Annotated in this window: 31 protein-coding genes; 14 read left to right on the forward strand and 17 right to left on the reverse strand. The window is 36.4% G+C overall.

Annotation, left to right across the window (positions count from 1 at the left end):
* The first annotated feature begins 39 nt into the window (after positions 1–39).
* Entirely contained in the window at positions 40–1,263 is a 1,224-nt protein-coding gene (locus MHB75_RS08640) for an MFS transporter (RefSeq protein ID WP_340997107.1), read from the forward strand.
* 65 nt (positions 1,264–1,328) lie between these two features.
* Positions 1,329–3,182, forward strand: a complete 1,854-nt coding sequence (locus MHB75_RS08645; protein ID WP_340997109.1) for a transglycosylase domain-containing protein — start codon at positions 1,329–1,331, stop codon at positions 3,180–3,182.
* Between the two features lie 144 nt (positions 3,183–3,326).
* On the opposite strand, the gene MHB75_RS08650 is transcribed toward MHB75_RS08645, so the two are convergent.
* Positions 3,327–3,890, reverse strand: a complete 564-nt coding sequence (locus MHB75_RS08650; RefSeq protein ID WP_340997111.1) for a DUF5366 family protein — start codon at positions 3,888–3,890, stop codon at positions 3,327–3,329.
* A gap of 175 nt (positions 3,891–4,065) precedes the next feature.
* Between MHB75_RS08650 and MHB75_RS08655 the strand changes: the two genes are divergently transcribed.
* From MHB75_RS08655 to mnhG, 7 genes are read left to right on the forward strand one after another with little or no spacing between them, the layout of a single operon-like run.
* On the forward strand, positions 4,066–6,480 hold the full coding sequence (locus tag MHB75_RS08655) for a Na+/H+ antiporter subunit A (RefSeq protein ID WP_340997113.1): 2,415 nt from the start codon (positions 4,066–4,068) through the stop codon (positions 6,478–6,480).
* Positions 6,467–6,889: a Na(+)/H(+) antiporter subunit B gene (locus MHB75_RS08660; RefSeq protein ID WP_340997115.1), complete on the forward strand. Its 423-nt coding sequence runs from the start codon at positions 6,467–6,469 to the stop codon at positions 6,887–6,889. The genes MHB75_RS08655 and MHB75_RS08660 overlap by 14 nt, the downstream gene beginning before the upstream one ends.
* Entirely contained in the window at positions 6,889–7,233 is a 345-nt protein-coding gene (locus tag MHB75_RS08665; protein ID WP_340997118.1) for a Na(+)/H(+) antiporter subunit C, read from the forward strand. The genes MHB75_RS08660 and MHB75_RS08665 overlap by 1 nt, the downstream gene beginning before the upstream one ends.
* Positions 7,226–8,710: a Na+/H+ antiporter subunit D gene (locus MHB75_RS08670; RefSeq protein WP_340998602.1), complete on the forward strand. Its 1,485-nt coding sequence runs from the start codon at positions 7,226–7,228 to the stop codon at positions 8,708–8,710. Before MHB75_RS08665 ends, MHB75_RS08670 begins: the two co-directional genes overlap by 8 nt.
* A 7-nt stretch (positions 8,711–8,717) precedes the next feature.
* Positions 8,718–9,197, forward strand: a complete 480-nt coding sequence (locus tag MHB75_RS08675; protein ID WP_068451536.1) for a Na+/H+ antiporter subunit E — start codon at positions 8,718–8,720, stop codon at positions 9,195–9,197.
* Complete coding sequence (locus MHB75_RS08680) at positions 9,197–9,478, forward strand: Na(+)/H(+) antiporter subunit F1 (protein WP_068457250.1); 282 nt, start codon at positions 9,197–9,199, stop codon at positions 9,476–9,478. Before MHB75_RS08675 ends, MHB75_RS08680 begins: the two co-directional genes overlap by 1 nt.
* Positions 9,462–9,839, forward strand: a complete 378-nt coding sequence (gene mnhG / locus MHB75_RS08685) for a monovalent cation/H(+) antiporter subunit G (protein ID WP_340997121.1) — start codon at positions 9,462–9,464, stop codon at positions 9,837–9,839. The genes MHB75_RS08680 and mnhG overlap by 17 nt, the downstream gene beginning before the upstream one ends.
* A gap of 57 nt (positions 9,840–9,896) precedes the next feature.
* On the opposite strand, the gene MHB75_RS08690 is transcribed toward mnhG, so the two are convergent.
* On the reverse strand, positions 9,897–11,399 hold the full coding sequence (locus tag MHB75_RS08690) for a leucyl aminopeptidase (protein WP_340997122.1): 1,503 nt from the start codon (positions 11,397–11,399) through the stop codon (positions 9,897–9,899).
* Between the two features lie 97 nt (positions 11,400–11,496).
* Positions 11,497–11,988: an NUDIX domain-containing protein gene (locus MHB75_RS08695; protein WP_141274604.1), complete on the reverse strand. Its 492-nt coding sequence runs from the start codon at positions 11,986–11,988 to the stop codon at positions 11,497–11,499.
* Between the two features lie 148 nt (positions 11,989–12,136).
* On the opposite strand from MHB75_RS08695, the gene MHB75_RS08700 reads away from it, so the two are divergent.
* Positions 12,137–12,397, forward strand: a complete 261-nt coding sequence (locus tag MHB75_RS08700) for a hypothetical protein (RefSeq protein ID WP_141274605.1) — start codon at positions 12,137–12,139, stop codon at positions 12,395–12,397.
* 49 nt (positions 12,398–12,446) lie between these two features.
* Here the strand turns inward: MHB75_RS08700 and MHB75_RS08705 are convergent, their stop codons facing one another.
* The 3 genes from MHB75_RS08705 to MHB75_RS08715 form a co-directional block, all read right to left on the reverse strand.
* Positions 12,447–14,138 (reverse strand): methyl-accepting chemotaxis protein, encoded by a 1,692-nt coding sequence (locus tag MHB75_RS08705; RefSeq protein ID WP_340997125.1) that lies wholly within the window; start codon positions 14,136–14,138, stop codon positions 12,447–12,449.
* Positions 14,139–14,457: 319 nt separating this feature from the next.
* Positions 14,458–14,832 (reverse strand): PH domain-containing protein, encoded by a 375-nt coding sequence (locus tag MHB75_RS08710; protein ID WP_340997127.1) that lies wholly within the window; start codon positions 14,830–14,832, stop codon positions 14,458–14,460.
* A gap of 272 nt (positions 14,833–15,104) precedes the next feature.
* Complete coding sequence (locus tag MHB75_RS08715; RefSeq protein ID WP_141274608.1) at positions 15,105–15,467, reverse strand: HesB/IscA family protein; 363 nt, start codon at positions 15,465–15,467, stop codon at positions 15,105–15,107.
* Between the two features lie 143 nt (positions 15,468–15,610).
* On the opposite strand from MHB75_RS08715, the gene MHB75_RS08720 reads away from it, so the two are divergent.
* Entirely contained in the window at positions 15,611–16,297 is a 687-nt protein-coding gene (locus MHB75_RS08720; protein WP_340997130.1) for a DUF2225 domain-containing protein, read from the forward strand.
* 61 nt (positions 16,298–16,358) lie between these two features.
* Here the strand turns inward: MHB75_RS08720 and MHB75_RS08725 are convergent, their stop codons facing one another.
* Positions 16,359–16,580 (reverse strand): NifU family protein, encoded by a 222-nt coding sequence (locus tag MHB75_RS08725; protein ID WP_068451510.1) that lies wholly within the window; start codon positions 16,578–16,580, stop codon positions 16,359–16,361.
* An 81-nt stretch (positions 16,581–16,661) separates the two neighbouring features.
* On the opposite strand from MHB75_RS08725, the gene MHB75_RS08730 reads away from it, so the two are divergent.
* Positions 16,662–16,991, forward strand: a complete 330-nt coding sequence (locus MHB75_RS08730; protein ID WP_141274609.1) for a YuzD family protein — start codon at positions 16,662–16,664, stop codon at positions 16,989–16,991.
* A 119-nt stretch (positions 16,992–17,110) separates the two neighbouring features.
* Here the strand turns inward: MHB75_RS08730 and MHB75_RS08735 are convergent, their stop codons facing one another.
* Positions 17,111–18,175: an NAD(P)/FAD-dependent oxidoreductase gene (locus tag MHB75_RS08735; RefSeq protein ID WP_340997132.1), complete on the reverse strand. Its 1,065-nt coding sequence runs from the start codon at positions 18,173–18,175 to the stop codon at positions 17,111–17,113.
* Between the two features lie 169 nt (positions 18,176–18,344).
* Between MHB75_RS08735 and MHB75_RS08740 the strand changes: the two genes are divergently transcribed.
* A complete protein-coding gene (locus MHB75_RS08740; RefSeq protein ID WP_068451502.1) occupies positions 18,345–18,581 on the forward strand; it encodes a YuzB family protein in 237 nt (78 codons plus the stop codon).
* A gap of 224 nt (positions 18,582–18,805) precedes the next feature.
* On the opposite strand, the gene MHB75_RS08745 is transcribed toward MHB75_RS08740, so the two are convergent.
* Both MHB75_RS08745 and MHB75_RS08750 read right to left on the reverse strand, forming a co-directional pair.
* The gene (locus MHB75_RS08745) at positions 18,806–19,579 is read right to left on the reverse strand and encodes a TIGR01457 family HAD-type hydrolase (protein ID WP_087680037.1); all 774 of its coding nucleotides are present in this window, start codon (positions 19,577–19,579) and stop codon (positions 18,806–18,808) included.
* A gap of 2 nt (positions 19,580–19,581) precedes the next feature.
* On the reverse strand, positions 19,582–20,034 hold the full coding sequence (locus MHB75_RS08750; protein ID WP_340997134.1) for a DUF86 domain-containing protein: 453 nt from the start codon (positions 20,032–20,034) through the stop codon (positions 19,582–19,584).
* A 92-nt stretch (positions 20,035–20,126) separates the two neighbouring features.
* On the opposite strand from MHB75_RS08750, the gene MHB75_RS08755 reads away from it, so the two are divergent.
* Positions 20,127–20,393, forward strand: a complete 267-nt coding sequence (locus MHB75_RS08755) for a DUF3055 domain-containing protein (protein ID WP_141274613.1) — start codon at positions 20,127–20,129, stop codon at positions 20,391–20,393.
* 39 nt (positions 20,394–20,432) lie between these two features.
* Here MHB75_RS08755 and MHB75_RS08760 read toward each other — a convergent pair whose 3' ends face one another.
* From MHB75_RS08760 to MHB75_RS08790, 7 genes are all read right to left on the reverse strand, one after another.
* On the reverse strand, positions 20,433–20,765 hold the full coding sequence (locus MHB75_RS08760; RefSeq protein ID WP_340997137.1) for a YutD family protein: 333 nt from the start codon (positions 20,763–20,765) through the stop codon (positions 20,433–20,435).
* A gap of 27 nt (positions 20,766–20,792) precedes the next feature.
* Positions 20,793–21,719: a lipoyl synthase gene (gene lipA, locus MHB75_RS08765; RefSeq protein ID WP_141274615.1), complete on the reverse strand. Its 927-nt coding sequence runs from the start codon at positions 21,717–21,719 to the stop codon at positions 20,793–20,795.
* A 157-nt stretch (positions 21,720–21,876) separates the two neighbouring features.
* Entirely contained in the window at positions 21,877–22,974 is a 1,098-nt protein-coding gene (locus MHB75_RS08770) for an HD-GYP domain-containing protein (protein ID WP_340997139.1), read from the reverse strand.
* A gap of 81 nt (positions 22,975–23,055) precedes the next feature.
* On the reverse strand, positions 23,056–24,423 hold the full coding sequence (locus MHB75_RS08775) for a bifunctional metallophosphatase/5'-nucleotidase (protein WP_141273118.1): 1,368 nt from the start codon (positions 24,421–24,423) through the stop codon (positions 23,056–23,058).
* A gap of 43 nt (positions 24,424–24,466) precedes the next feature.
* Entirely contained in the window at positions 24,467–25,288 is an 822-nt protein-coding gene (locus MHB75_RS08780; protein ID WP_141273120.1) for a sulfite exporter TauE/SafE family protein, read from the reverse strand.
* Positions 25,285–26,145: a DUF72 domain-containing protein gene (locus MHB75_RS08785; RefSeq protein WP_141273122.1), complete on the reverse strand. Its 861-nt coding sequence runs from the start codon at positions 26,143–26,145 to the stop codon at positions 25,285–25,287. The genes MHB75_RS08780 and MHB75_RS08785 overlap by 4 nt, the downstream gene beginning before the upstream one ends.
* Before the next feature lie 62 nt (positions 26,146–26,207).
* Complete coding sequence (locus tag MHB75_RS08790; protein WP_141273124.1) at positions 26,208–26,600, reverse strand: VOC family protein; 393 nt, start codon at positions 26,598–26,600, stop codon at positions 26,208–26,210.
* Positions 26,601–26,708 lie beyond the last annotated feature (108 nt).

Here is a 26,708-nt window from a genome sequence, read left to right on the forward strand (position 1 = left end):
AACTACATTTTCATTAATATATAGAAAGAACGTGATTTTATGAGTCTTCAAAAACGCAATTTTATCATCATTTGGATTTCCAATCTCTTAGTCGCTGGAACGATGACGATGATTATGCCCTTCCTCTCTTTATACATTGAAACACTCGGTCATTTTTCAGAAGGCTATGTTCAAAAATGGTCGGGCTTAATCTTCGGAGCTACTTTTATATCTGCTTTTATCATGTCACCTATCTGGGGACGAATCGCAGATAAGTATGGCTATAAGCCGATTCTCATCATCAACGCCATCGGTCTAGCCATTAGTATTCTTATGATGGGGTATGTAGAGAATGTTTGGCAATTCTTCTTTCTTCGCTTAGCAATGGGTGTCGTAACCGGTTTTATCCCCACTTCACTCGCTTTCGTTAGTACACAAACGGAGAAAAAAGAAGCAGGTAAGACACTTGGAACACTTCAAATGGGAAGTGTATCTGGTTCCCTATTCGGTCCTATTGTAGGTGGGCTATTAGCAGATGCTTTCGGCTTCCAGTACACTTTCTTCATCACATCTACTTCTGTATTACTCGCTGGTATCATCATCTTCTTCGGTGTAAAAGAAGTACGCGCAGCTGTAAGTAAAAAAGCACGTCAAATCTATTCACGTAGACAAGTTCTTGGTGGTATTTTTAAACACCGCTTATTAATCAGTGTCATGCTTATTACATCACTCATTCAAATCGGGAACTTCTCCATTCAACCACTTCTTTCATTGTATGTGGCCGATTTAACACATGATGTCACACAAGTAACTTTCTTAGCTGGTTTAACATTCAGTGCAGCTGGTCTTGGGAATATTCTATTTGCACGTTTTTGGGGGCGTTTAGGTGATCATATTGGTTATGAAAAAGTACTGTTCATCTTACTAGGTCTCGCTGTCATCTTCATGATTCCACAAGCTTGGGTTACGGCTCTATGGCAATTAATTCTTTTACGTTTAGTTTACGGAACGGTGCTTGGTGGCTTAATTCCGATTACAACAGCACTCATTCGTCGTGAGGCACCTGTTACTGTTCAAGGAGAAGTAATGGGGTACAATACGAGCTTCCGTTTTTTCGGTAACATTATCGGTCCACTAATCGGTGGCTTTGTAAGTGGCATCTTTTCTATCTCTGCTGTTTTCTATGTGACTGCAGCACTATTTTTCATCGCATGGATTATTTTATACGTCGTAGACAAGAAACCTTTACAAGATTTGGACGATATAATAAAAGGTAAGTCATAAACTTACTTTTTATGCTATGCTATGACGGTATAATTTACATTGAAAACATATGAGGAGGATTGACTGTGAGAAAGGCACTCGGCATTATGCTGATTATTTGTAGCTTGCCTCTGCTCATCTTTTTATTTAATAAGATTGGTATAGAACTCATTTCAGCAAAAAATTTTAGTAAGCAATTCTCCTCCGCCATTGAAATTAAGGATCAACAACCGATTAATCCTACACTATTAAAAGACCAAGATAATGTTCTCTTTTCAGAAGAATACTCTGAATGGCGTGACCCATTAAAATTAGGTGATATTCCATCATTCACGCAGCAACTATTCGTTTTATCGGAAGATGCTGGTTTTTATGACCATATTGGATTTGATTTAACAGCAATCATGCGTGCAGTCATGGCAAATCGCTCAAATGGTGAGACTTCACAAGGTGGTAGTACCATCACACAACAACTCGTTCGTATGCGCTATCTATCGCAAGAAAAAACGTATGAACGAAAAATGCTCGAATTATTTTATGCTTATGAGTTAGAGAAAAAAGAATCTAAAGATGAGATTTTAAATGATTATTTGAATGAAATGTATTTTGCAAATGGTGTTTATGGCGTGGGTGCTGCTTCAACCTATTATTTTAACAAGCCCTTACCAGAACTTTCAAAAGCTGAAATGGCTTTTATTGCAGCGATTCCGAATAACCCAAGTCTATATGATCCTCTTCGAAACTTTGAAAATACGAAAAAGCGTCAAGAACGATTACTAGATAAGATGGTTGAGAAAGAAATCTTAACAGAAGAAGAGGCAGCGAAATTCAAAAAGGAAACCATTTCAATTTCAATCAAAAAGAAAACACAAAAATATCCTGAATATAGTACATACGTTATGTATGAACTCAGGAGTTTAATTTCAGAGGTAGATGGCTATCATAAACAATTTGAACAATCGAAGACAGGCGCTGCTTTTGCAGCAGTTAATAAAGCATTAACAGAACGTGTAAATGAAGTTTTACACAATGGTTTGATTATCGAAACGAGTTTAGATCGTGAGAAACAACTTCAAGTAACAAAAGGTGCCAATACAATCTTAAGTGGTCGTGGCAAATTGCAAGCAGCTGGAACCGTTATTGATAACGAGCATCGCGAGATTGTGGCAGTATACGCTGGAAAAGGTTATGAAAAATATGACTTTAACCGTGCTTATCAAGCAAAACGTCAGCCAGGTTCTGCAATTAAACCGATTTTAGATTACGGCCCTTATTTTGAAAACTATCGTGTAACACCTGATTCAACGATTGATGCTTCTCAATATTGTGTAAACGACTATTGTCCACAAAATTATGGTAACGAAAAGGTTGGTATTGTTTCATTAGAAAATGCATTCAAAAATTCGTATAATACAGTAGCTCTTCGTATCTTCGATCGTGTCGGCATAAAAAAAGCGTTCAATTACATGCAACCTTTCACATTTGATCGTGCAACGAAAAAAGACTTGTATTATACAGCTGCACTTGGTGGATTCACCGATGGTATGTCTTCTGTTCAATTGGCAGATGCCTACACGTCCTTCATCAACGGGAATTATTCACGTACACACGCGATTCGTGCTGTTAAAACAAGAAGTGGTAAACTTTTATATGAATGGCCAGATAAAAAAGAACAAGTTTGGGCTCCATCAACTGTCACATCTATTCGTCAAATGATGAAAGCCACAGCTGATTCTGGTACAGGTGTAGGTGTTCAAGCGAGCAGTAGTTATTTGGGAGTCAAAACAGGTACAACAAATGACTACCGAGATTATTGGATGGCTGGTTTGACAGATCGTTATACAAGTGTTGTATGGCTTGGTTATGACAAACCTGTTCAAATGAAAAATCTTGAAAAAGAAAAAATCCACCATAAATTATTCAATGTAATGGTGCAATAAAATATAAAACAGACTGGGACATAAGTGCAAAAAATACATCCCACATGAGCATAAGAAAAACTGGAATCGCGCTGTGGCGCGGTTCCAGTTTTTCATTGCGAACGCTAAAAAGGGGAAGTGAAATGTTTCGTCCCAGCCTGTTTCTTACGATTTGAACGGTAAACTCGAAATAATTCCGTTATACAGTTTTAATCCCGCATATACAACAAGTGTTAAAATAATTGCCCACACAACAATCTCAAAAAGCATAACACCAATGGATGCACCGAATGATACATGTACACTGATTTTATAAATAATATAAACAAAATAAATAAAGACGGTTGTAATAAATATGCCACCAAGTATATAAATATTTGAAATACCTACTGCCGAAACCAGTGCACCGAAGAAGAAAATTACATTTCCACCACGAATCACAATCAAACTTTTACCATCCATATCTTTCGAAAAGAATAACATGCCCATCTCGTGAATGGTCTCGCCGATTAATTTAAGAGCTGAAAAAATCATGAAATAAACTGCTGCAATAACGATTAATAGGAACATACGCAGTTGAACTTCAGATAGAAACTCCCGTACCCCCGCATATACACCAATTTTTTTAAATAGGACTATACTTTCTGTTACGGAATACAATCCGAATGTTAAACTAAAGAGAATGATGGTAATTAACGGTAGATAGCCATAGATATAAGGATTCTTCATAAAAAAATTTTACCTCGATTTTCGCGTAATTTTTTGTCTGTTTCTTCATATTTATAATATCGGAAAAATAGATTCACAATCAAGCGGTAATCCATTTGCCAGACCATGCAAAGCGCTCATTTATGAGCTATACTGTTGTTTAATCCATTGATTATTATTTGAAAGGGGGATTATAGTGAATCAAGTTCTACTCATTTTCCTACCCGTTTTATTTGCACTCTTTGTGCCACTACTTTATAAAACGTTCTCACGTATACATACGGGTTGGTTTGTTTTATTGGTTCCACTTACGCTCGCAATATACTATGCGCGCTTTATTCCAAACATTACAGAAGGTCCTTATACATCTACCTTCTACTGGGTAAAGTCACTCGACTTATCCGTAACATCTTATTTAGACGGTCTTAGTTTACTGTTCTCTTTATTAATTACCATTATTGGTTCATTAGTTGTTTTATACTCGATTTTTTATTTGGATCGAAAAAAAGAACAGCTGCATAATTTTTATTTCTATTTACTAATGTTCATGACAGCTATGCTTGGCGTGGTTCAATCCGATCATGTAATTAGTTTATATCTATTTTGGGAATTAACATCGATTTCATCTTTCCTACTGATCGGTTATTGGTACAATCGCGATCGATCTCGTTTTGGTGCGCTTAAATCGATGATGATTACTGTTTTTGGTGGTCTGATGATGCTCGGTGGATTTTTACTTCTTGCACAAGCAGGTGGTAGTTATTCCATTCGTGAATTGATTGCAAATGGTTCAGTAATTGCCGACTCACCGTACTTCATTTGGATGATTGTACTCATTCTATTAGGTGCATTTACAAAATCTGCTCAGTTCCCATTCTATATTTGGTTACCAGATGCGATGGAAGCACCCACACCAGTTAGTGCATACCTTCACTCTGCCACAATGGTAAAAGCAGGGATTTATTTAGTTGCACGCCTAACACCATTATTTGCAATAAGTGAATATTGGATTTGGCTCGTTATTTTAAGTGGTTTGATTACATTATTCTGGGGTTCATTCTTCGCTGTAAAGCAAACAGACTTAAAAGGAATTCTCGCCTTCTCAACTGTTAGTCAGCTAGGAATGATTATGGCGACGCTTGGTGCAGCGGGGATTGCATTCCATGTAGAATCTCCACAAAAGGCGATTTTTGCATTTGCTGCCTATGCAGCTATTTTCCATCTTATGAACCACGCCACATTCAAAGGTAGTTTATTCATGGTTGCCGGAATTGTCGATCATGAAACAGGTACACGTGATATTCGAAAACTTGGGGGCTTAATGAGCTTAATGCCAATTAGTTTTACGATTGCTGCAATCGGTAGTTTAGCAATGGCTGGTTTACCACCATTCAATGGATTTTTAAGTAAAGAATTATTTTTAACTTCTATGCTTTCATTGAAAGAATTTTCACTATTCAATTTTTCAACATGGGGTCCTATTCTTCCATGGGTCGCATTTATTGCAAGTATTTTTACATTTGTTTACTGTCTATACTTCTTGTATTACACATTTATGGGCAAAGGAAATACAAGCAAATTACCGAAGAAGCCACATGAAGCACCGATTGGTATGTTAATTTCGCCAATTATTTTAGCTTCACTTGTTGTCGCATTCTTCTTCATTCCAAATGTTATTGGTAAATACTTCATTAAACCAGCTGTTCTTGCCATGCAACCACAGCTTTATGAAACAATTGATGATATTCCCATTCATGTACAAGCTTGGCATGGTTGGACAACTGAACTACAAATGACAATTGGTATTGTTGTCATCGGGTTCTTACTCTTTGTAACACTTAAAAAATGGCAACCCATTTATCGTTTCGTATCAGAAAAATGGTCGTTGAATGGTCTTTATAACCGTTTAATGCGTTTTGCGGACGTAGATAGTCAGAAATTATCGAATCTTTACATGACAGGTTCGATGCGCCACTACTTAATGTATATGTTCGCTTTCATGGTTGTCGCTGTTATTTCGACATTGTTTATGAGTAATGGATTTAACTATAGTACAGCGAATACAGCAGAGGTTGGTATTTTTGAACTTGCAACCTTAATTGTCATGATTATTGGTACATTAACGGTACTGATTGCACGCACACGCTTAACTGCGATTATCGCACTTGGCGCTGTCGGTTACTCGGTTGCATTATTCTTTATTATTTTCAATGCACCGGACTTAGCGTTAACACAATTAGTAATTGAAACAGTGTCTGTTGCACTATTCCTATTAGCTTTTTATCATTTACCAAAAATGTCCCGTCACGAAGAACGTATGCCATTCAAAATTAATAACTTTTTAATTGCGCTTGGAGTTGGCGTTATGGTGACACTTGTTGCACTATCTGCACAGTCACAAAAATTACTTCCATCTATCAGCCAATATTACAAAGATACTGTTTATACAAAAGCAGGTGGCGGTAATATCGTCAATGTAATTCTCGTTGACTATCGTGGGTTCGATACATTATTTGAGATTACAGTTCTTGCAATCGCTGGTATGGCGATTCTAGGCATGATTAAATTACGTCGTCCAAAGAAGGAGAAGAAAACACATGAAACTAAATAACGTCATTTTAAAAACAACCACACAAGTTGTATTTTTCATGATTTTCCTTTTCTCTATTCACATCTTCTTTGCAGGACACTTCTCTCCTGGAGGTGGATTTGTTGGTGGACTTCTTACAGCAAGTGCACTTGTGTTACTTCTATTAACGTATGATTTAAAAACGGTACAACAGTTATTACCAATCAACTATACAACAATGACAGCGATTGGTTTACTCCTGTCATTAGGTACAGCTGCTACGTCTTCGTTTTTAGGCGATGCGTTCTTTAAACATTATTTCGATCATTTCACACTACCATTATTCGGCGACACAGAATTACATACAGCGATGTTATTTGACCTCGGTGTTTACCTGGTCGTTGTCGGTGTCACAATGATTATTATTCAATCGATTGGAGGGGATGAATAATGGAAGTTGTCATGTCCTTTGCTATTGGATTCTTATTCATGGCTGCTGTCTATTTAATTCTTTCTAAAAGTATTTTACGCATTATTATCGGTACAGGCTTATTAAGTCATGGTGCGCATTTACTCATCTTAACAATGGGTGGTCTAGGCGGTGAAGCACCTCCTGTTTTAGCAGATGGTGTTACAAATATGGCAGATCCTCTACCACAAGCCTTAATCTTAACAGCAATTGTAATTAGCTTTGGTGTCACAGCCTTCTTCTTAGTACTTGCATATCGTGCATATCAAGAACTTGGAACAGATAACTTAGATGAAATTAGGAGGATTTTAGAAGATGATGACTAACTTTTTATTAACACCAATCATTCTTCCTTTTTTCACAGCTATTCTTTTAATGTTCGCTCCGAAAAAAGTATATTATCAACGTGTCGTAACACTTGTCAGTTTGATTTTAACGACAGCCTGTGCGATTTACTTAATTCAAACGATTCATACAGACGGCATCCAAGTTGTTACATTCGGTAACTGGCCAGAACCATTCGGTATTACGATGGTTGCCGATATGGTCGCGATGCTACTTGTTACGACCAGTGTCATCGTTGCACTACTTACAGTTTGGTATAGTTTCAAATCAATCGGGATTGAACGTGAAAAATTCTTCTACTATCCTGGCGTACTTTTAATGCTAACAGGGGTTAACGGAGCATTTTTAACAGGGGATATTTTCAACTTATTCGTATTCTTTGAAGTATTACTTATGGCTTCTTATTTACTGAGTGTATTAGGCGGGGAGAAAGGACAGCTACGTGAATCCATTAAGTATATTCTCGTAAATGTTATTTCTTCAGCACTATTCGTTATTACAGTTGCCTTCTTATACTCTGTAGTTGGTACATTGAATATGGCGGATATTTCAGTGAAAATTGCCGAACTGAATCAACCAGGAATTATTACAACAATTGGCGTACTGTTCTTAATCGTTTTCGGATTAAAAGCAGCCATCTTCCCTCTATTCTTCTGGTTACCGAGTGCTTATGCTGCACCACCGATTCCTGTTCTTGCACTATTCGGAGCCCTCTTAACAAAAGTTGGTGTATACGCGATTACACGTACATATACGTTATTCTTCGTACATGATACAGGTTTTACACATACACTCTTACTCGTATTAAGTTGTTTAACGATTTTAGCGGGATGTATTGGAGCGCTTTCGACATTCAATGTAAAAAATATTATTATTTATAATATTGTCATTGCAGTTGGGGTCATCTTATATGGTGTCGCACAAATGAATGAAGATGGCTTGATGGGTGCGATGTTCTATATCGTTCATGATATGTTCATCAAAGCCTCATTATTCTTCTTAGTTGGTATTATGATTGTCGTGACTGGCACAGCTAATTTGAAAAAGATGGGTGGTATTATGCGCACCTATCCAACGCTCGCTTGGACTTATTTAATCGCTGCATTCGGTCTTGCTGGTATTCCACCATTAAGTGGCTTCATCGGTAAAATGTTGATTGTAGAAGGCGGACTTGCAGCTGGAAATCTATGGTCTAGTCTTTGGATTTTACTATCTAGCTTAATCGTGCTACTATCCGTTATTCGAATCTTTATTTACGGCTTCTGGGGTGAAGCAAAAACACTCGTTCCAAAAGAATCGAGAACGCATTATAAACAACTCTTGATTCCAAGCATGCTACTTGTTTTATTAACGATAGCATACGGCATAGGCGCGGAATGGATTACACCGTATATGCAAGACGCCGCAGACGTACTATTACATCCATCTGTTTATACAGATGCGGTATTAAAGGAGTGATTGACGCATGGCAATTCAAGTACTATTGAATTTTTTCCTTGCATTCATTTGGATGTTTTTATCCATTAACTTCACACCCCAAGGCTTTGTTATTGGTTATTTACTCGGGATTATTATGCTCTTCATTATGCGTAATATGTTCCCTTCTCGTTTTTACATCGACCGACTTTGGTCTGCAATTCGCCTTGCATTCTTATTTCTAAAAGAATTGTGGTTAGCCAATATTGCAGTTGTAAAAATTGCACTCGCACCTAAAATGGACATGGAGCCTGCTTTCTTCGCTTATCCGACTATTTTAGAAAAAGAGTGGGAAATTACATTATTATCAAGCTTGATTACATTAACGCCTGGTACGATTGTTGTACATGTATCAGACGATTCAAAAACACTTTATATTCATGCGATTGATATTGATGATGTCGATGACACAATCGAATCAATTAAACAATCATTTGAAAAAGCTATCTTGGAGGTGAGTCGCTCATGATGGATTACTTCATACTTATTCTCATCGTTCTGATCTCACTTACGATGATTCCTATTATTTACCGCTTAGTGAAAGGACCTACTGCACCTGATCGTATTATTGCGCTTGATGCAATTGGTGTTTGTATTATCGCTTTAGTCGGCCTATTTTCTATCTATGTGAAAACAAGTTTTTATGTGGAAATTGCCTTACTATTAGCGATTCTTTCTTTCATTGGCACGACAGCCTTTTCTAAATTCTTAGAGAAGGGAGATATTATCGAACGTGACAATTCTAATTAATACCTTAATTGTTATTTCACTGGCGCTAGGAACGTTTTTTATCATTGTGACAGCTATTGGTCTACTTCGCTTCCCAGACGCCTATACACGTGCTCATGCTGCTTCTAAGAGTGCCACACTAGGTGTTATGTTCATCTTGATTGGTACTTTCATTCATTTCTGGTCTGTAGAGGGCGTTTATAATCCAAGAATTCTACTGGGAATTTTATTTTTGTTCGTTACAGGTCCTGTGGGTGGGCACTTAATGGCACGTGCTGCTTACTTTTCAGGTGTTAAACCATGGAAAGGTACAGTAAAAGATGATTTAAAAGCAGAGTATCTCCGTAAAAAAGCAGAAGAAGAACAAATGACTAAAAAATAATAAAGAGACCAAAACGACTCGAGAGTTCGTTTTGGTCTCTTTTACTATAGATATTTATTATATGTCAATTTCTTGTTCAGTTTGACGCATAATATAAGTTGCAAGCGAACGTACCATGACACCTGTACCGCCTTTTGGTCCTAAATCATGCGCTGCATTCGCGTCTGATGTACCTGCAATGTCTAAATGAATCCACGGTGTATCTCCAACAAACTCACGGATAAATCCACCACCAAAAAGCATATGACCATCGCCACCTGGTGAGTTATTTAAATCCGCTATATCTGACTTACGTACGCGCTGTAAATCATTCTTTGTCAGTGGCATCAACCATGTAAACTCATTGGTTTCTTCAGTTGCTGCTAAAAATTCTTGATAAAATGCTTCATCATTTGTTAATGCACCTGTTTTATCATAACCAAGCGCTGTAATCACACCACCTGTTAATGTAGCTAAATCAATGATTGAAGAAGCTCCCTGTTGTTTCGCATAAGCTACTGCATCTGCTAAAACAAGACGACCTTCCGCATCTGTATTTAAAATTTCAACCGTTTTGCCACTATACGTTGTAATGACATCATCTGGCTTGAATGCACTCCCAGAAATCATATTATCTGTTGCGCCAATAATTGCCATAACATTATGGTTTGGTCGTAATTCACCGATAATACGCATCGCACCGAGAACTGCTGCTGCTCCTCCCATGTCCCCCTTCATACCAACAATGCCAGTCTTCGTTTTTAATGAGTAACCACCCGTATCAAATGTTACCCCTTTACCTACAAAGGCTGTTACATTCGTCCATTCTTCTCGTGGTTGATATTTCATCGTAATGAGACGCGGTTCCTCTTGTGATCCTTTATTAACTGCTAAAATTGCACCCATTCCTAATTCTTCTAATTCAGTTTTTGTTAATATTTCTATTTCAAAATCATATGTAGCCGCAATACCTTTTGCATAATCTGCTAATAGCGGTGCAGTGAGAATATTACCTGGTAAATTCACTAGACGCCTCGCTTCATTTACAGCTTGACCATAGATTTCACCCACTTCTAACGCTGCGCGTATGATGACATCTTCTACATGCGAAATAAACTTCACGTCTTCTAAATAAATTGCAGGGATATTTTCAGAGGTGCGATAATGGTCCATTTTATAATGCCCCATCACAATACCTTCCATCGCAATTGATGCAACATCTTCTATCGCGATATCATCCGTTACGAATGAATCTATCCAGATTGCAAAATTTGATAGACAAAGTTGTTGAATTTCTTTCCCTACTAACCCAAAAGCTTGTCTTAGTTCTTCAGGTGTTAAATGTTTACGATTCCCTAGACCAACATATAAAATACGTGGTACACGTGTAAGTGTTGTCGGTAGTTTTGTTCTCTTTTTTAAACCAACTGCAATATCATCTGATTTAAGCCACATATTTGTTTGTTCACCAAACACCTCTGTAAATGTATTCCATTCACTTAAGTTTGTTTGATGCTCAGATACTCCTACAATAAGTAAATCCGCTGTTACATTCTCTAATGTCTGTTGTGTAAATTGCATACAGCACCATTCCCCCATTCATTTTTTCTCTCTCTTTTATTATTCAATATTTTTATATAGAAAGCCAATCATTCATTCGAAATACGAAACATAAGCATTAAAAATATAATTTATAAGCAGTATAGCCAAAAATATTATCTTTCTCAAGTTCACCTAATCGTAATGGTTTAGCCATTAAATCTAACTCTAATAATTCCAAAATCATCAAAGAAGTTCGCTGATCTTCTCTCAATTTTTCTGGTGACATCCAGCAAGCTTCATATAGTTCATCTAATTGAGGTATAATCTGTTGTTGCGCTGAATGTGCTGTTAATAAGAAAACTGCTAAATTGTCGCTAATATCATATTTTAATACGCCTGTACGAAATCCTAAAAATCCTTGTAATGCTGGTTTTACATTCGTTTCTTCCTCTAGTTCACGCAGACAAGCCTCATCAACTGTTTCACCTGGTTGTACAAAGCCTGCTGGTAATGACCATTTGCCATCTAACCCACCATATCTTTTCATAACCACTAGCCATTCACCTGATTCATTCACAACAAGTCCTGCTACACCAAGCCATACTCGTGTACGTTCATTCGGATCCATTCGTATCACCTCTCTCGAACAATCATTTTCCTCTACCATTCCTTTAAATTCGTTCGGTTCATACCTTTTTCTCTCACTTTTGCAATCTGACGTTTGTTTTTTATCATGAAGGAGATATTTTATGTAAAAAGAAAAAGGAGGTTTTTATATGAAACAACTCGATTTAACTTTTTTCAAACTCGGCCATCATCTTTTACAAGCAAGTGAGGAATGTCATTATTATCACTTTCAATTAGCAGAAAATCCACTACAAGCCTCAAACTACGGTGAAATTTTCATGCCGAAAGAGGCAGAAAATCCGAGTCGTATTATTTTTTATGATGAATACCATCAAACAGAACAATTAGATGAAACACCTTCATGGTTTATGGACTGCTTTAATATTTTAAAGCGCTCATACCATGTTTAATACATTAAAAAAATCGAGAACTCGGTCCATTCCGAATTCTCGATTTTATTTATACTTTAAACTTTCTAACCAAAGTTTGGAGGTTTTCTGCCATATCAGATAATGATGTAGAAGATGCAGCAATTTCTTCCATTGCTGCTAATTGTTCTTCTGTAGCAGAAGCCATCTCTTGCGCCCCTTGATCTGTTTGTTCTGTAATTTGTTCTAGAATAGATGCTTGTCGTGCCATTTGTTCCGTACTCATATTCATTACATTGAATGACTTTGTTACCTCTTGCATTTTTGTAGCAGTTTCTGCAATCGATTGTTGAATCGACTCAAATGATGTACCTGCTACTTTTACAAGTCCTATTCCAGCTGTTACTTTATTCGTAGTTGCATTCATCGAATGAACTGTTTGAGCGGTCTCTTGTTGGATAGTCGCAATTAAATCTGAAATTTGCTTTGCAGATTCTGCCGATTGTTCTGCTAACTTTCTTACTTCCTCTGAAACAATCGTAAAACCCCGCCCATGTTCTCCTGCTCGAGCTGCTTCAATTGCAGCATTGAGGGCAAGTAGATTCGTCTGTTCTGCAATGGCCGTAATGGTATCCACAATTTGACGAATTTCACTCGAACGTTCACCTAAGTGTGTTACATCTTCTGATAAATTACTTACCGTCTGATTGATTTCATCCATTTGAGTCGTCATATTACTAATCGCTTTTGCGCCTTCTATCGCTTGTTCAGAAGCAATTGTAGCTGTTTTAGTTGCTTGATTTGTATGTTTAGTCATGTCATCTACAATCGCAGTTACTTGTTGCACCGTCGAAGTTGTCTCACGTAAACTTTGAATTTGTTTTTCAGAACCATGTGCCACTTCTTGGACAGTTGTAGATATTTTTTCTGTCGCGCGTGTTGTTTCTTCTGAACTCGCTGTTAATTGTTCAGAAGATGCGGCTACTTGTTCAGCACTCGAGCTAACTTCACGAATTAAAGAACGTAACTGCTCCAACATTTGATTAAATGTTTTTCCCATCACACCTAATTCATCTTTTGTTGTGACCGGAATCTCTTTTGTTAAATCCCCTTCACCTTCAGCAATCTCTTTTAAAGAGTCTGTCATACTATTAATAGGACGTATAATTGAGCGAGCAATGAGATAAGCAAATACTTGTCCAATTACAAGTAAAATAAATACTAATATATAGAATGTGATGGATTGATTCTTTTGTGTACTCTCTAAGTTTTCTTTATACACTGCAATCTCTTGATTCACTGTCTCAGTCATTTTTTCAACAATTGGATCTACTAATTCTTTACGGATACTGCGCTGTTTCCCTCTATGTACCATTAAAGCTTGTCTTTTCTCTCCTCGTTGATAAAAGTTCATCATATCCTTAGACTGCTCAAAGTATTGATTCATATTTTCTTCAATTGTCTGTAAACCTTGTAAATTATCTTTTTCTAAATGCGGCATTTTTTTCGCCTCATTTAAATAAGTCGCAATATCTTCTTTCTTCTGTTCAATTTGTTGAGTTAATGCTTCTTCACCTGTTAGTAAATAAGCACGTTCATCATTTGAAATACCCGTAAAACGATATTGAACTGATTTTAGTAATAACTGAAAGGCTTCGTGTTCTTGCATAATTTCATAGGCTTGCTTTGTAGACTTCAATTGATAAATCGACATACCAGCTGTAATGATTACTGCTGTTGTTAATACCAACATAACAAGCCTTAACTTCGCTTTAATTTTCACGCAAAATCCTCCATGTCTAATTTCTCTAGTTAGCATAAGACTATTGTACCTATTACTTAAGTATTAGACAATGTAAATCGCAGAACTTTTTATTTGACCTTAAAAATTTAATAATTCCGCTAATTTTGTCTGATATATTTGTTTTTCAACGATTGATTATAAACTTGAAACACATGCGTGAGATTGTCGATGAATTATCATTTGCAATACGAACTATAGCCATCTTACTTTACGAATCTCGGACTTATTAGTATGTCGCATGTCAGCAAAAAAAAAGAACGACCTACATAATAGAATGTTGGTCGTCTATATATTGTTACTATAAAACGTACCCCGCTAGTACGCTTTGAACTTGATAAATATTAGTCGATTTATTAAAGTTTTTCTGTACTGGAACGGCACTTCCAGAAACCCATATCTTTAATTCCGCATCTAAATCAAATGTGCCTGCAGTTTCAACAGAAAAATGAACGATGTTTTTATATGGAATCGAATGATACTCTGTTTTCTTTCCAGTAACACCTTGCTTATCAATTAAAATAAGTCGCTTATTGGTAAAGATAAATGTATCTCTTATAACTTTGTATGCGTTCTCTATTGTTTCCCCAGATATTAATAACTCTTTTAGTTCTTCCTGTAATTTAGTTATACTCGCTTCGGATGCGTTTCCCATTAGTCCATCAAATAGCCCCATATCAAATCACACCTTCAATTATTTTATATATCAAACTAATTTTACCATTTATTCAAGCGAATTAGAATCTTAATCCTATTACTTATTTTATGAACTTTATTTAGCTGTTCATTCCATGAATATCGGTCATAAAAAAGCGCTCCCTTCCATATTATTTTTCAATACAGAAGAAAGTGCTTTTTATCATTAATATTCAAATATGTGATAAAAACTAACTAGCACATAGTTGTTATAAATACGTTTGCATGTCACACTACTGTCCACTTAAAAAATTAGCAGCTTTCAGGTGTTCCAGCAACTTTTGCTGTTCTGAATGATGTACCGCAACCACATGATGCGATAGCATTTGGATTGTCGATTGTGAAACCGCCACCCATTAGAGATTGTTTATAATCGATTTTTGTACCTTGTAAAATAGCTGCGTCTTCTTTTGAAACAATCACTTTTAATCCATTTTCCTCGAACTCAACATCTGTTTCTTGTTTTTCTTGATCGAAGCCCATACCGTATGTTAAGCCGCTACAACCGCCACCTTTTACAGAGACGCGTAAGAATGCTGCTTCTTCTCCATTATTCTTCATCATTTCGTGAATATGGAAAACTGCTGCTTCTGTTATCTGAACGACATTTGTCACTTGCTTCACCTTCTTTCTTTCCTTTATCATATCAATTTTTCACATCAGAGTAAAACAACAAAACTTTTCATTTTTATCGCTATTTTTCGACAAAATATGATATAATAGTCGCACATATAATATGAGAGATGAGGACTGTTAATATGGAAATAACTCCTTATTATGACAAACAAATGACATGTATTCATTGTCAAAAGAAATTTAACACTACAAAGATTCGCAAAAGCACAGTGAAAGTTGTGACAACAGACTCAGATTTTCATCCTATCTATAAAGGTGTGAATCCTCTGTACTATAATGTATTCGTTTGTGAACATTGTGGTTTAGCATTTACAGAGGACTTTTCTACTTATTTTGCACCGGGAACACGTGAAGCGCTTCAATCACGTATTTGTAATCATTGGCAACCGCATTCTTTTGATGGGGAACGTACACATAACCAAGCTATTCAATCGTATCAACTCGCAATTATTTGCGGTGAAATAAAAAAAGAAAAAAATGTGTTACTTGCTGGACTTGCTCTTCGTACGGCTTGGCTTTACCGTGAACAAGGAAAAACCGATTGGGAAATTCGCTTCTTGGAAAGTGCGCGTGATAAATACGTTGAAAGCTATTTACAAGGTGATTATCAAGGGCTTGGTATGGGCGAATTAAAAATACTCTACTTAATTGGAGAACTATCACGTAAACTTGGGGATATTGATATGGCAACATATTACTTCTCACGTGTACTCGAAAAACAACGCACCTCAAACGAAACACGCATCGTTCAAATGACAAAAGAGATTTGGCAAGAGATGCGTGAGAAAAAAGAAAAAGACATTGGATAATACCCATACATATAAAAAAAGAGCGCGTCACATTCGACACGCTCTTTTAAGCATACATTGATTAGAATACTTGTTCAACCTCAATAACGCCAGGTACTTCTTCTAGTAATGCACGTTCAATACCTGCTTTTAATGTAATTGTCGAACTTGGGCAACTACCGCATGCACCTAATAAACGTAATTTTACAATTCCGTCCTCGATGTCTACTAATTCACAGTCACCGCCGTCGCGTAAAAGGAACGGACGTAATTTATCTAAAACTTCTTGTACTTGTTCTGTCATTTGTATCGACTCCTTTCTCTAAAATCATTATAATATTTATAGGCTTAAAAATCTATTAAAGAAATCGTGAGGGGATTAAAAGTGTCAGAAACAAATGTAGAAATTGAAATCTACGGAGCTAGCGTCCAATGTGCTAGTTGCGTGAATGCACCGTCATCCATCGATACGTATGATTGGTTGAAAGCAGCGATTGGACGTAAATATCCAAACCAACCTTTCAATATCACTTACATCGATATTGAGCAACCAATTGAGAATGAGCGCCATGCTGAATGGGCAGAGAAGGTTCAAAACGACGAATTTTTCTATCCACTTGTATTAATTAATAATAAGGTCGTTGGAGAAGGTTACATTCAGCTTAAACCAGTCCTTACACATCTAGAGCAATACGGTTTCAAAGTACCAGAATAGATTGAATAAAGAGTCTATAGGATACATCACCCACCTCTTTTAAATAAATTAAAAAAGATCAACCTCCGTATTGTGAGATTGATCCTTTTTATGTTGTTATGTACAATCAGAAGGCTAATTTAGCCATTTTGATTTTTGTACATCCATAGTAAACCAGATTTCATTAGACGTGCAATACGTCCTGTTACAGTGCGATCTGCTAAGTAAACAAATCCTTGTTTCTTACCAAGCGCACCCATGAAGCCTTTTAATTTAATGTCTGGCATTTTTTCAGGTAGTGATTCATTTGCCCATACTTTTTTCAGTACAGTAACAATTTGCTCACCTTGTTCCTCTGCAAGTTGTGCAGATGGTCCAAATTGAGAAGCTGCACAGTCACCCACTACATAGATACTTGTATCGACTGGTGTTTGGTGGTATTGATTCACAGCTACACGTCCGCAGTCCATTTCAAGCTCTAAATCACGGACGACTTTCACAGGTTGAATCCCTGCAGTCCAAACGATTAAATCAATATCAATTTGATCTTCATGATTATAAAGTGCTGTTTTACCGACTTTGGTAATATTAGAATTCGCAATAACATCTACATCATGTTTATCGAACCATTTTTTAACGTATTTTGATAAGCGTTCAGGGAAAGTTTTCAAAATACGAGGACCACGGTCAAATAGTTTAATTTTTAAGTCTGAACGACTTTCACGTAATTCTGAAGCTAATTCAATACCCGATAGTCCAGCTCCAACAATCCCTACTGTAGCGCCTGCTGGTAATGCTGAAATTGCATCGTATGCTTTACGTGATTTTGCCATTGTTTGAATGCTATATGAATGTTCTTCAGCGCCAGGTACGTTATGGAAGTTGTCTTCACAACCTAACCCAATAACTAATTCGTCATACGGAATTTCTTTACCATCTTCTAAAAACACAGCTTTTTTATCGCGATCAATATTCACGACTTCACCATAGACAATTGATAAACGTTCATGAGTTGGGAATGTCACACGCATATGTGTTTCAGGTGTTGTACCTGCCGCAAGTGCGTAGAATTCCGTTTTTAAACTATGGTACGGTGCGCGATCAACTAACGTAATTTGAACATCTTGTGGTAAGTTATTTGGTAATAGACGTAATAAAATACGCATATTGCCGTAACCTCCACCTAATAAGACTAAATTTCTCATTAGAACTCTCCTTTTCTGCTCACAATATCGTAACATTTTCTTTATCCCTAACGAGTATAAACGATTGTGAGAAGTTTCACAATATGTTTGTGAGAAGTTTCACAATTAAAATCAACTGATTGACGAAAATCGCAAAAAATAGTACTATCCTCTTTAGAGGTGACGCAACATGAATCCATTAGTTGAATTTTGCGTCAGTAACCTGGCAAATGGTGCACAAGATGCATTTGAAGTTTTAGAGAATGATCCGAATATCGATGTACTCGAATATGGCTGCCTAAGTTATTGTACGCGCTGTTCTGAAAGTTTATATGCGCTTGTCGACGGAGAGATGGTCGAAGCCGAAACTCCAGAAGAACTGACAAAAAAAATCTACAAACACATTGAAGAAAATCCATTATTTTAAATAATAAAAACTATAGTTTACGTAAAAAAGCTTGAGACAAAAATATTTCAAGCAAGAATGATCCCGTATGATTTTAGAAATCATACGGGATCATTTATTTATATCATTTTCCGCTTCAAAAAACGCTTTCCTTAGGAGTCGTTTTCTACTCGTTCAATTGATTTGATTATTCGCATTTGAGACATATTATTTTGTTCTGTCCCAGGCTCTTTCTTATACATCATCTATTCAAAAAAGTTTTTCAACTCTTCTAATGTCTGTACATAATATGTTGGTTTTAGCTTTTGCATACGTACTTGTTCTGTTGGTGATACGCCTGTATTCACATGGCATGTATCAATTCCAAAATGAATTCCTGCTAAAATGTCAGTCTCATAATTGTCTCCAATCATAATCATGCGACTTTTTTCTAGTTGGAATGTTTCTTGCAAGGCTGCTAGCATGTGCGGCTCAGGCTTACCAATACTAATTGGCTCTACATTTGATACTTCCGCTAATAATCGAACAAGGCTTCCGTTCCCTGGAACGAAACCACGCTCTTTCGGAATTTTCAAATCTCCATTCGTTGCAATGAACTTTGCACCGTTTTGTAGTTGATACCCCGCAAGTTCCATCTTCTCATAATTTAACGTCGTATCAAGACCTTGTACAACGAGTTGTGCGTGGTCTTCTACAATCGGAATCCCTTCTTGTTCAAGCGCCTCATACAAACCCGTTTCACCAATAATAAAAGCGGTTTCATTTGGATAGTACTTCGCAATATATTTCGCTGTCGCAATGGCAGATGTCATGATGTGATCTCGCTCTAATTCAATCCCCATACCCGATAGCTTTTCATAGATTTGCTGTTGTGTCATCTTCGCATTATTCGTTACATAAAAAGGCCGAATACCTTGCGCACGTAAGAAATGAATAAATTCACGTGCCTCCGGAATAACTGTAGAACCTCGGTAAACAGTACCGTCTAAATCAAAACAATACGATGTATAGTTTTTCATAGTTAGTCTCCTTCTGGAATGAACGCAGTAACAACAATACCTGACTCTCTTTCAACAAATTTTTCTACGGAAGGCTTAAATTGTTTTAAGTTTGGTAATACTTCATTCATTGTAACTAATAGAGCATCGATATCTACTTCTAAAATATCACGCACAAGTACACGACGGTGACTAATCAATGCTTTTAAAGGTGCTTCCATATCAGGTGTTACAACGTTTTCATCCACTAAGATATCAATAATATCATCATAACTCCCCGGATCACGCATAATAAAACCATCAATTAATGTATTCCCTACATCAATAACTGCTTCAATTAACACATTGGCAATACGAGCTACTGCTAATTCATGAACTATATCTTTTTTCCAATCTGTTGTTGTTTCAAATGTTTGGAGTAAAGAGTCCATATAAACTAGATTTTTCGTAATTTTTTTACTATCGATGAAATACATTTGTACTTCTCCTCCATTCAAGGAATTAAGTTTGTTGAATCTTCTCTTATATAGTAACATATCTTTAGGAACTGGAGGGGGCAAGGTATAAAATGGACAGATTTTTCTTATATGATGACCAAGAAGACACATCAACGCGCTTTGTAAGCTTTATGGGCGAGGAACAGCGCTATGATTTAGCCATCATGCAAAGTACACGTTTTTACGGAAAATTAATCGTAATGGATATGCAATATAGTCGTTTCGCCATCATCGGTTCGGATGATTTAGATGAGCCTGGCTATCTCGAACATGTATTCAATCGTTCAGAAAAAGAGGCACAGGAACTACGTGAATATTTATTTGAATTAGTTCACTAATAAAAAAGTAGCCCTTTTTAATAAGGAGCTACTTTTTCTTTATTCGCCTATTTCATTTTCTACAATTTCTGGTTCTACTTCTTGTACGACTTCTGGTTGCTTTTCGCCTCTTTTGAGGACAAAATATGCTGCACCAAAATTACAGTACTCATATAAGTAATCTTGAAGTGTACCGATTTTTGTATCAAATGTTGCCTTAGCATTTTGATCATTATAGAAACCTTTTAAACGCAATTGACCATATCCCCAATCGCCCACGATATAATCATACTTTGCTAAAATATCGCTATAACGATTGGTGAAATCTTCTTGTTTAAAAGCCTCACGATAATCTGTCTCAAGTGTATAAGAGTACCCACCTGCACTAATCATATTCATCGTCCTCCGCTTATGGAGTGATTATTGATTTGACATTTGACGTTGTTTTGTTGCTGCATTTACTTGCTCGTCCGCATGGTAACTACTACGTACTAATGGACCCGCTTCACAGTGGCTAAATCCTTTACTCATCGCTACTTTACGTAACTTACCAAATTCAATTGGTGAGTAATATTTTTTAACTGGTAAATGCTTTTTCGTAGGTTGTAAATATTGACCAATTGTCATAATGTCTACGTTATTTGCACGTAAATCATCCATCACTTCATAAATTTCTTCTTCTGTCTCTCCTAATCCTATCATAAGTGAAGACTTTGTAGGAATATCTGGCTGCATTTCTTTTGCACGACGTAAGAATTCTAACGAGCGGTCATATGTTGCACGCGCACGTACACGTTTTGTTAAGCTACGTACCGTTTCAATATTATGATTTAAAATATCTGGACGCGCATCCATTAAAATACGTAAATTCTCCTCGATTCCACCCATATCTGATGGTAATACTTCAACTGATGTTTGAGGACTTTTACGACGAATGGCACGCACTGTTTCAGCTAATACACTAGCACCGCCATCTTTTAAATCATCACGTGCTACAACTGTAATAACAACATGCTTCAGATTCATTAGTACAACCGAATCTGCTACACGTTCTGGTTCTGCTAAGTCTAATTCATTTGGTAAGCCTGTTTTAACAGCGCAGAAACGACAAGCGCGTGTACATACGTCTCCTAAAATCATAAATGTTGCTGTACGACGCTCTCCCCAACACTCATGAATATTCGGACAACGTGCTTCCTCACAAACTGTATGTAGGTTCTTTTCTCGCATTAATTTTTTTAATCCACGATACTCGTCATTCGTATTTAGTTTGATTTTTAACCAATCTGGTTTACGAATATGTTCTTCTTTATTTAATTTTTGATTTGTCGGTTTACATGATGACACAAATATTCAGCTCCCATCATTATTTTAAGTAATCCCTTGCTTGTGTCAATGTACCATAAACGTGTTACTGTTACAATATTCAAAACCAATTATTTCAATCTTCTTTACAAAAAAAAAAAAAAGAGAAACTGCATACGAGTGCACTTTCTCTTTTCTATTATTCACTTAAAACATAATCTAATTCGACTTTTACAATCTCAACATCATCTTCTAATTGATATTCATATGTAGCTTTTAATAATTGATTATCTTCTTCAAAAATACGTAGACCTGGTTTATTCGGTTGTGCATGAATTTGTTTGTACACGATTCCTCGACGACCATCTGATAACAAAACAACCGAACCATTTGTATAAATCGCAATGACTTTTTCAAAAGCACGAACAACACGCTCATCATACAATGTACCCATGCCTTCTTTAATAATTTCCATACCTTGTGAAGGGAGCATCTTATTACGATAGACACGATTCGACGTCACTGCATCGAATACGTCTGCAACCGCTATGATTTTGGCATAGGGATGAATTTCAAAATCGACCAATCCACGTGGATAACCACTACCATCTAAACGCTCATGGTGTTGGAATGCACAGTGTGCTGAAAGTAATGAAATCGTATGTAGATTACGTAATAAATCAAAACCATAACGTGCATGCAACTTCATTGTATCGAACTCTTCTGACGTTAAGCGACCTGGCTTGTTTAAAATCTCAAATGGAATGAGCATTTTTCCAACATCATGGAGCATCGCGCCAATACCGATTTGACGAATTTCTTCTGCATTATATCCTAATTCGCGTGCAATAGAGATAGAATAAATGGTCACCTGTAACGAATGTTGATAAATATATTCATCATAAATGAATGCATCGCTTAATACTGTTACAATCTCTTTACTCTCGAAAATATAGTCCATTAAATCATTAATAATCGACACAAATTGCTTCGAATTTTCATCTAGACAATACGTGATGTTTTTTTCTCTTGTTGCACGTTTAATGCTATTAAAAGAGTCTTGTATTTGTTGAATAGCTTTATGTCTTACTTGTAATGGTATAGTTTCTTGGACATCAATGTCTTTTGAAATAATATCTTCAATATACACATAGTGAATATTAAGCTGTACTAAGCGCCCAATAATATGATCCGTAATCTGTACACCATCTTGCAAAAGTGGTCTTCCGGAATCATTCCAAATTGTGCGTCCAATGACCATACCTGGCTTAAGCAATTTCGTTGAAATTAGCCTCATTCTTAATCCCCATTTGCTGTTTAGTCTCTTATTTGATTTTATTATATAACATATATGACAAATATAAGAATGGAAATTAGCCTATTTTCCAAAATATTTGTAACCATATATCGCTAAAATATCGCGTAAAAAATGTGGGAGTAAATATGTTTTTTTCATATCCTTTAATTCTGGGAAAAACCAACCAAATGTAAACATATCGAGTGTCACTACTTGAATACGCGCATCATCTTGCTTTTTTATACCATGTACATAAAGTTCATCCTTTTTTAGCTCACAGTGATACTTTAACATCTTACCTAAAATGCGCCCCCTGAAGCCCAATCCTTTTAACTCCATTCGAGACCATTCTGCATTTTGCTCATTTATTTTTTGTAAACACGCCTTCAATTGTGCGCCCGTCATCTCAATCTTACAAGCATTAATAGGATGGGGTAGCATTCGATGTAAATCATATGCAGTAACAGGACCTCTTTTAAGCGGTGTTAAAAAAATTCCTGCATTAAAAAATACACAGTCTGCCTTTGCATAATCCATCAATGCCTCTGCAAAGAACCGTGCTAAATGACTATCATGTTGCCATTCTAAATTATAATAGCGAGAAGCATGAAATACTTCTACACTTAATTGTTCTTTTCCCCAATTATGAAGCGCTTCGAATTCACGTGTCTCTCCCTCAACATGTGGTAATTGACTTGTCTCGATTAACTCTGTTTCAATTTTTTCGATTTTATGGTTTTCTGTACTATATTTAATAACAGAATAACCAATATACTGTCCAAATTTCCCACCTCCTGTTAACAAAGCTTGTTCTACTTTCTTGCCATGTTTTAATACATGATGGGTATGTGAACCAATAATTAAATCAATATTTGGAATCTTACCAGCTAATATTTCATCAGAATTTAGACCTAAATGAGATAGACATATTACAATATCGGTCCTTTCACTGATTTCTTTAGCAGTTTTTTGCAAATTTTTTATAGGATTTGTGACTTTCCAACCTAATGGACCATAATAATCATAAAAAGGAGCTGTTGCACCAATTACCCCAATTTTTATCTTGTCGTGCGTTGTATAGATTTTATAAGGGGATGCCCATACAGGCTGGGTATCATCTTGTTCTTTTAAATTCGATAAAATCACATCAAATTCTGTCTGTTCGTAAAGCGCTGCTAAAGCCTCTTTGGATAAGGTAATGCCTTCGTTATTACCAATTGTCACAGCATCATAGCCAGCTTCATCTAACAAGTGAACATTCTCTCGTCCAAGCGTTGCTTCTGTATAAAGGTCCGCTCGATCAATAAAATCTCCTAAATCAAAAATAAAACAAGCTTCTCCTTGTTGTTCGTGTATTCGACGCTGTGTTTGTAAATATTCGCGCGTCCTTGCCCATGTTTTCAGATGACTATGAATATCATTCGTATGATAAATATGAATCGTTGTCATCTCATTCACTTCCTTATCTTCGTATTCGTGAAAAGCTTACTCTTTATATTAATCCTACTACAATTGAACGAATTCCGAGAATCAGAAGCATCATTCTTAAAATAAAAATTACTGTATCTGATCCTAATCTTTTATTCCAAGCTGCACCAACTTTTGCACCAATATAAGCTCCTGGTATGACAGCTAATACTAAATGCCATGGAACATGCCCAAAGTAAATATGTGAAGCTGAATTAACAAGTGATGTTAAGAATACTAAAAACATCGATGTGGCAACTGCAATATGTGGTGGGAATAAAAAAAGAATGACAAGCATTGGCACAATCATCGATCCCCCGCCAATCCCAAACATACCTGACATCATACCAATTACAAATGTCAACGCGAATGCAAACCAAATTGGATAGCCGTATGTATAACTTTTACCATCTAAATCTATTTTTGTTATTTGCATACCATGATTTTTAAACCATTCAATCGGTTTAAGTCGATTTTTAAAAATTAAAATGAGCGATAGTACAATCAATAATAGACCAAAGTAAAGGTTAAATGATGGTAAATCTAATTGTTGACTGATCCATGCACCTACGAATGTACCTGGAATACTTCCCGCGAATAAAATGAACCCGGATCTATAATCTACCGTACCTGACTTTATATACGATAAAGTTGAAGATAGGCCGATAAAAATCATCATAATGACGGATAAGCCAACAATTTTTTGTGGTGTGAGCTCTGGAATCATTCCTTGTGAAATACCAAAGTATAGCAATGCAGGTACAAGAATAACGCCCCCACCCAATCCAACTAATGCACCAATAATCCCTGAACAAAGTGAAAAAAATAAAATAATTGCGTATGTCATGTGTCATCTCCTCCAAATAAATCGAGCTGTTTTGGCGCAAGTCCATCGTAAGAAAGGCCTAGCATATGAACGAGTGTTTTCGCATTTGGAAAAGCATCATAATCTGAATTATTATTAAAAACGACATACACATCTTGCACTTGTCTTTGAAGTGTCTCAATGGCAGTTTTTAATTCCTGTAATTCTTTTTCATTATAATGATATAAAAAACGTACTTTTCGCCACTGTTCATTGTTCCCTGGATTACGCCATCCGTGTGCGTTTCGTCCATGAATTCTCACGAGTGCCTTATTTGATGTTGCCTGTGCAACAAGTGGAACACTGCCTTCTCCAACTTGCGGTTCATCACATACTGTATGAATTAGTTGTAATGATTTGAGTAATTGAAAAGTTCCTTCACGATACGGTTTGTCGTACCATGTACGATTTCGAAATTCAATCGCAATTGGAAAATCGGCTAACTGTTGTTTCACGTATCGTATATATTGTACATTTTTAAACTGGCAATCAAACCATGGTGGAAACTGTACAAGAACAGCTGCTAAACGTCCTGCCCGCTGAAAAATTCCGGCTGCCTCTCGGAAAGCTTGGAACATCTCACCCTTTGTTTCATATGGTAAATTCTCACGTAGATGCCCTGTCATTCCTTGATACGCTTTTAATATGAAGCGAAAGGTGGTTGGCGTATCATCCAGCCATTTTTGAATTGATTTTTCATTTGGAATCGCATAAAACGATGTATCCACTTCAACAATCGGGAAATGTCCACTATAATCGTATAGTTTATCTGTTGCTTTCGTTGTTTTACTATATGCTGCTGGGTGATCTCCCCATCCTGTTAATCCAACATAAATCATCACTTCACATCCTTTCTTACTATGATAAAGGTATTTGCATTAAAAAAACAGCCACTATGCTTCTAGTGGACTGCTTGATTTTCTTTAGATAAGGTTGTCTTAAAAGCAATTACGTAGCCATCTAAATCCCGAATTGCAAACTCTTTGAAACGTATACCCTCTTCATATGTATCACGTGGATTGAATGCAAAAAGAGCACCGTTATTTCGATATGTTAAATACATTGAATAAAGTTCCTCGACTGTATCTACACATACGTATAATTCTGGTTGTAACTTCTTTGGGTGTATTTCAGTGACATCCGTTGCTTGTTTTAAATGGATTATAAATTTTTTCTTTTCATCCACAAACTTCGAACCTTCTCCTTGAATCCCTAAAATCGTTGAGTAGTAATCGACGGAAAGTTCTAAATCCGATACAAGAATTTCTTTTTCAGAATTCTGCATAGGCGACATCTAAGAATCTTCATCCTTTCATAATGAAAATATTGTGCGTGCATCACAATGAATGACTCATATGTTCTTTCTATCTGAGGGACCATCATTCTATAAGAAAGACGCATA

It is taken from the genome of Kurthia sp. FSL E2-0154, from assembly GCF_038003625.1.
Taxonomy (GTDB): Bacteria; Bacillota; Bacilli; order Bacillales_A; family Planococcaceae; genus Kurthia; species Kurthia gibsonii.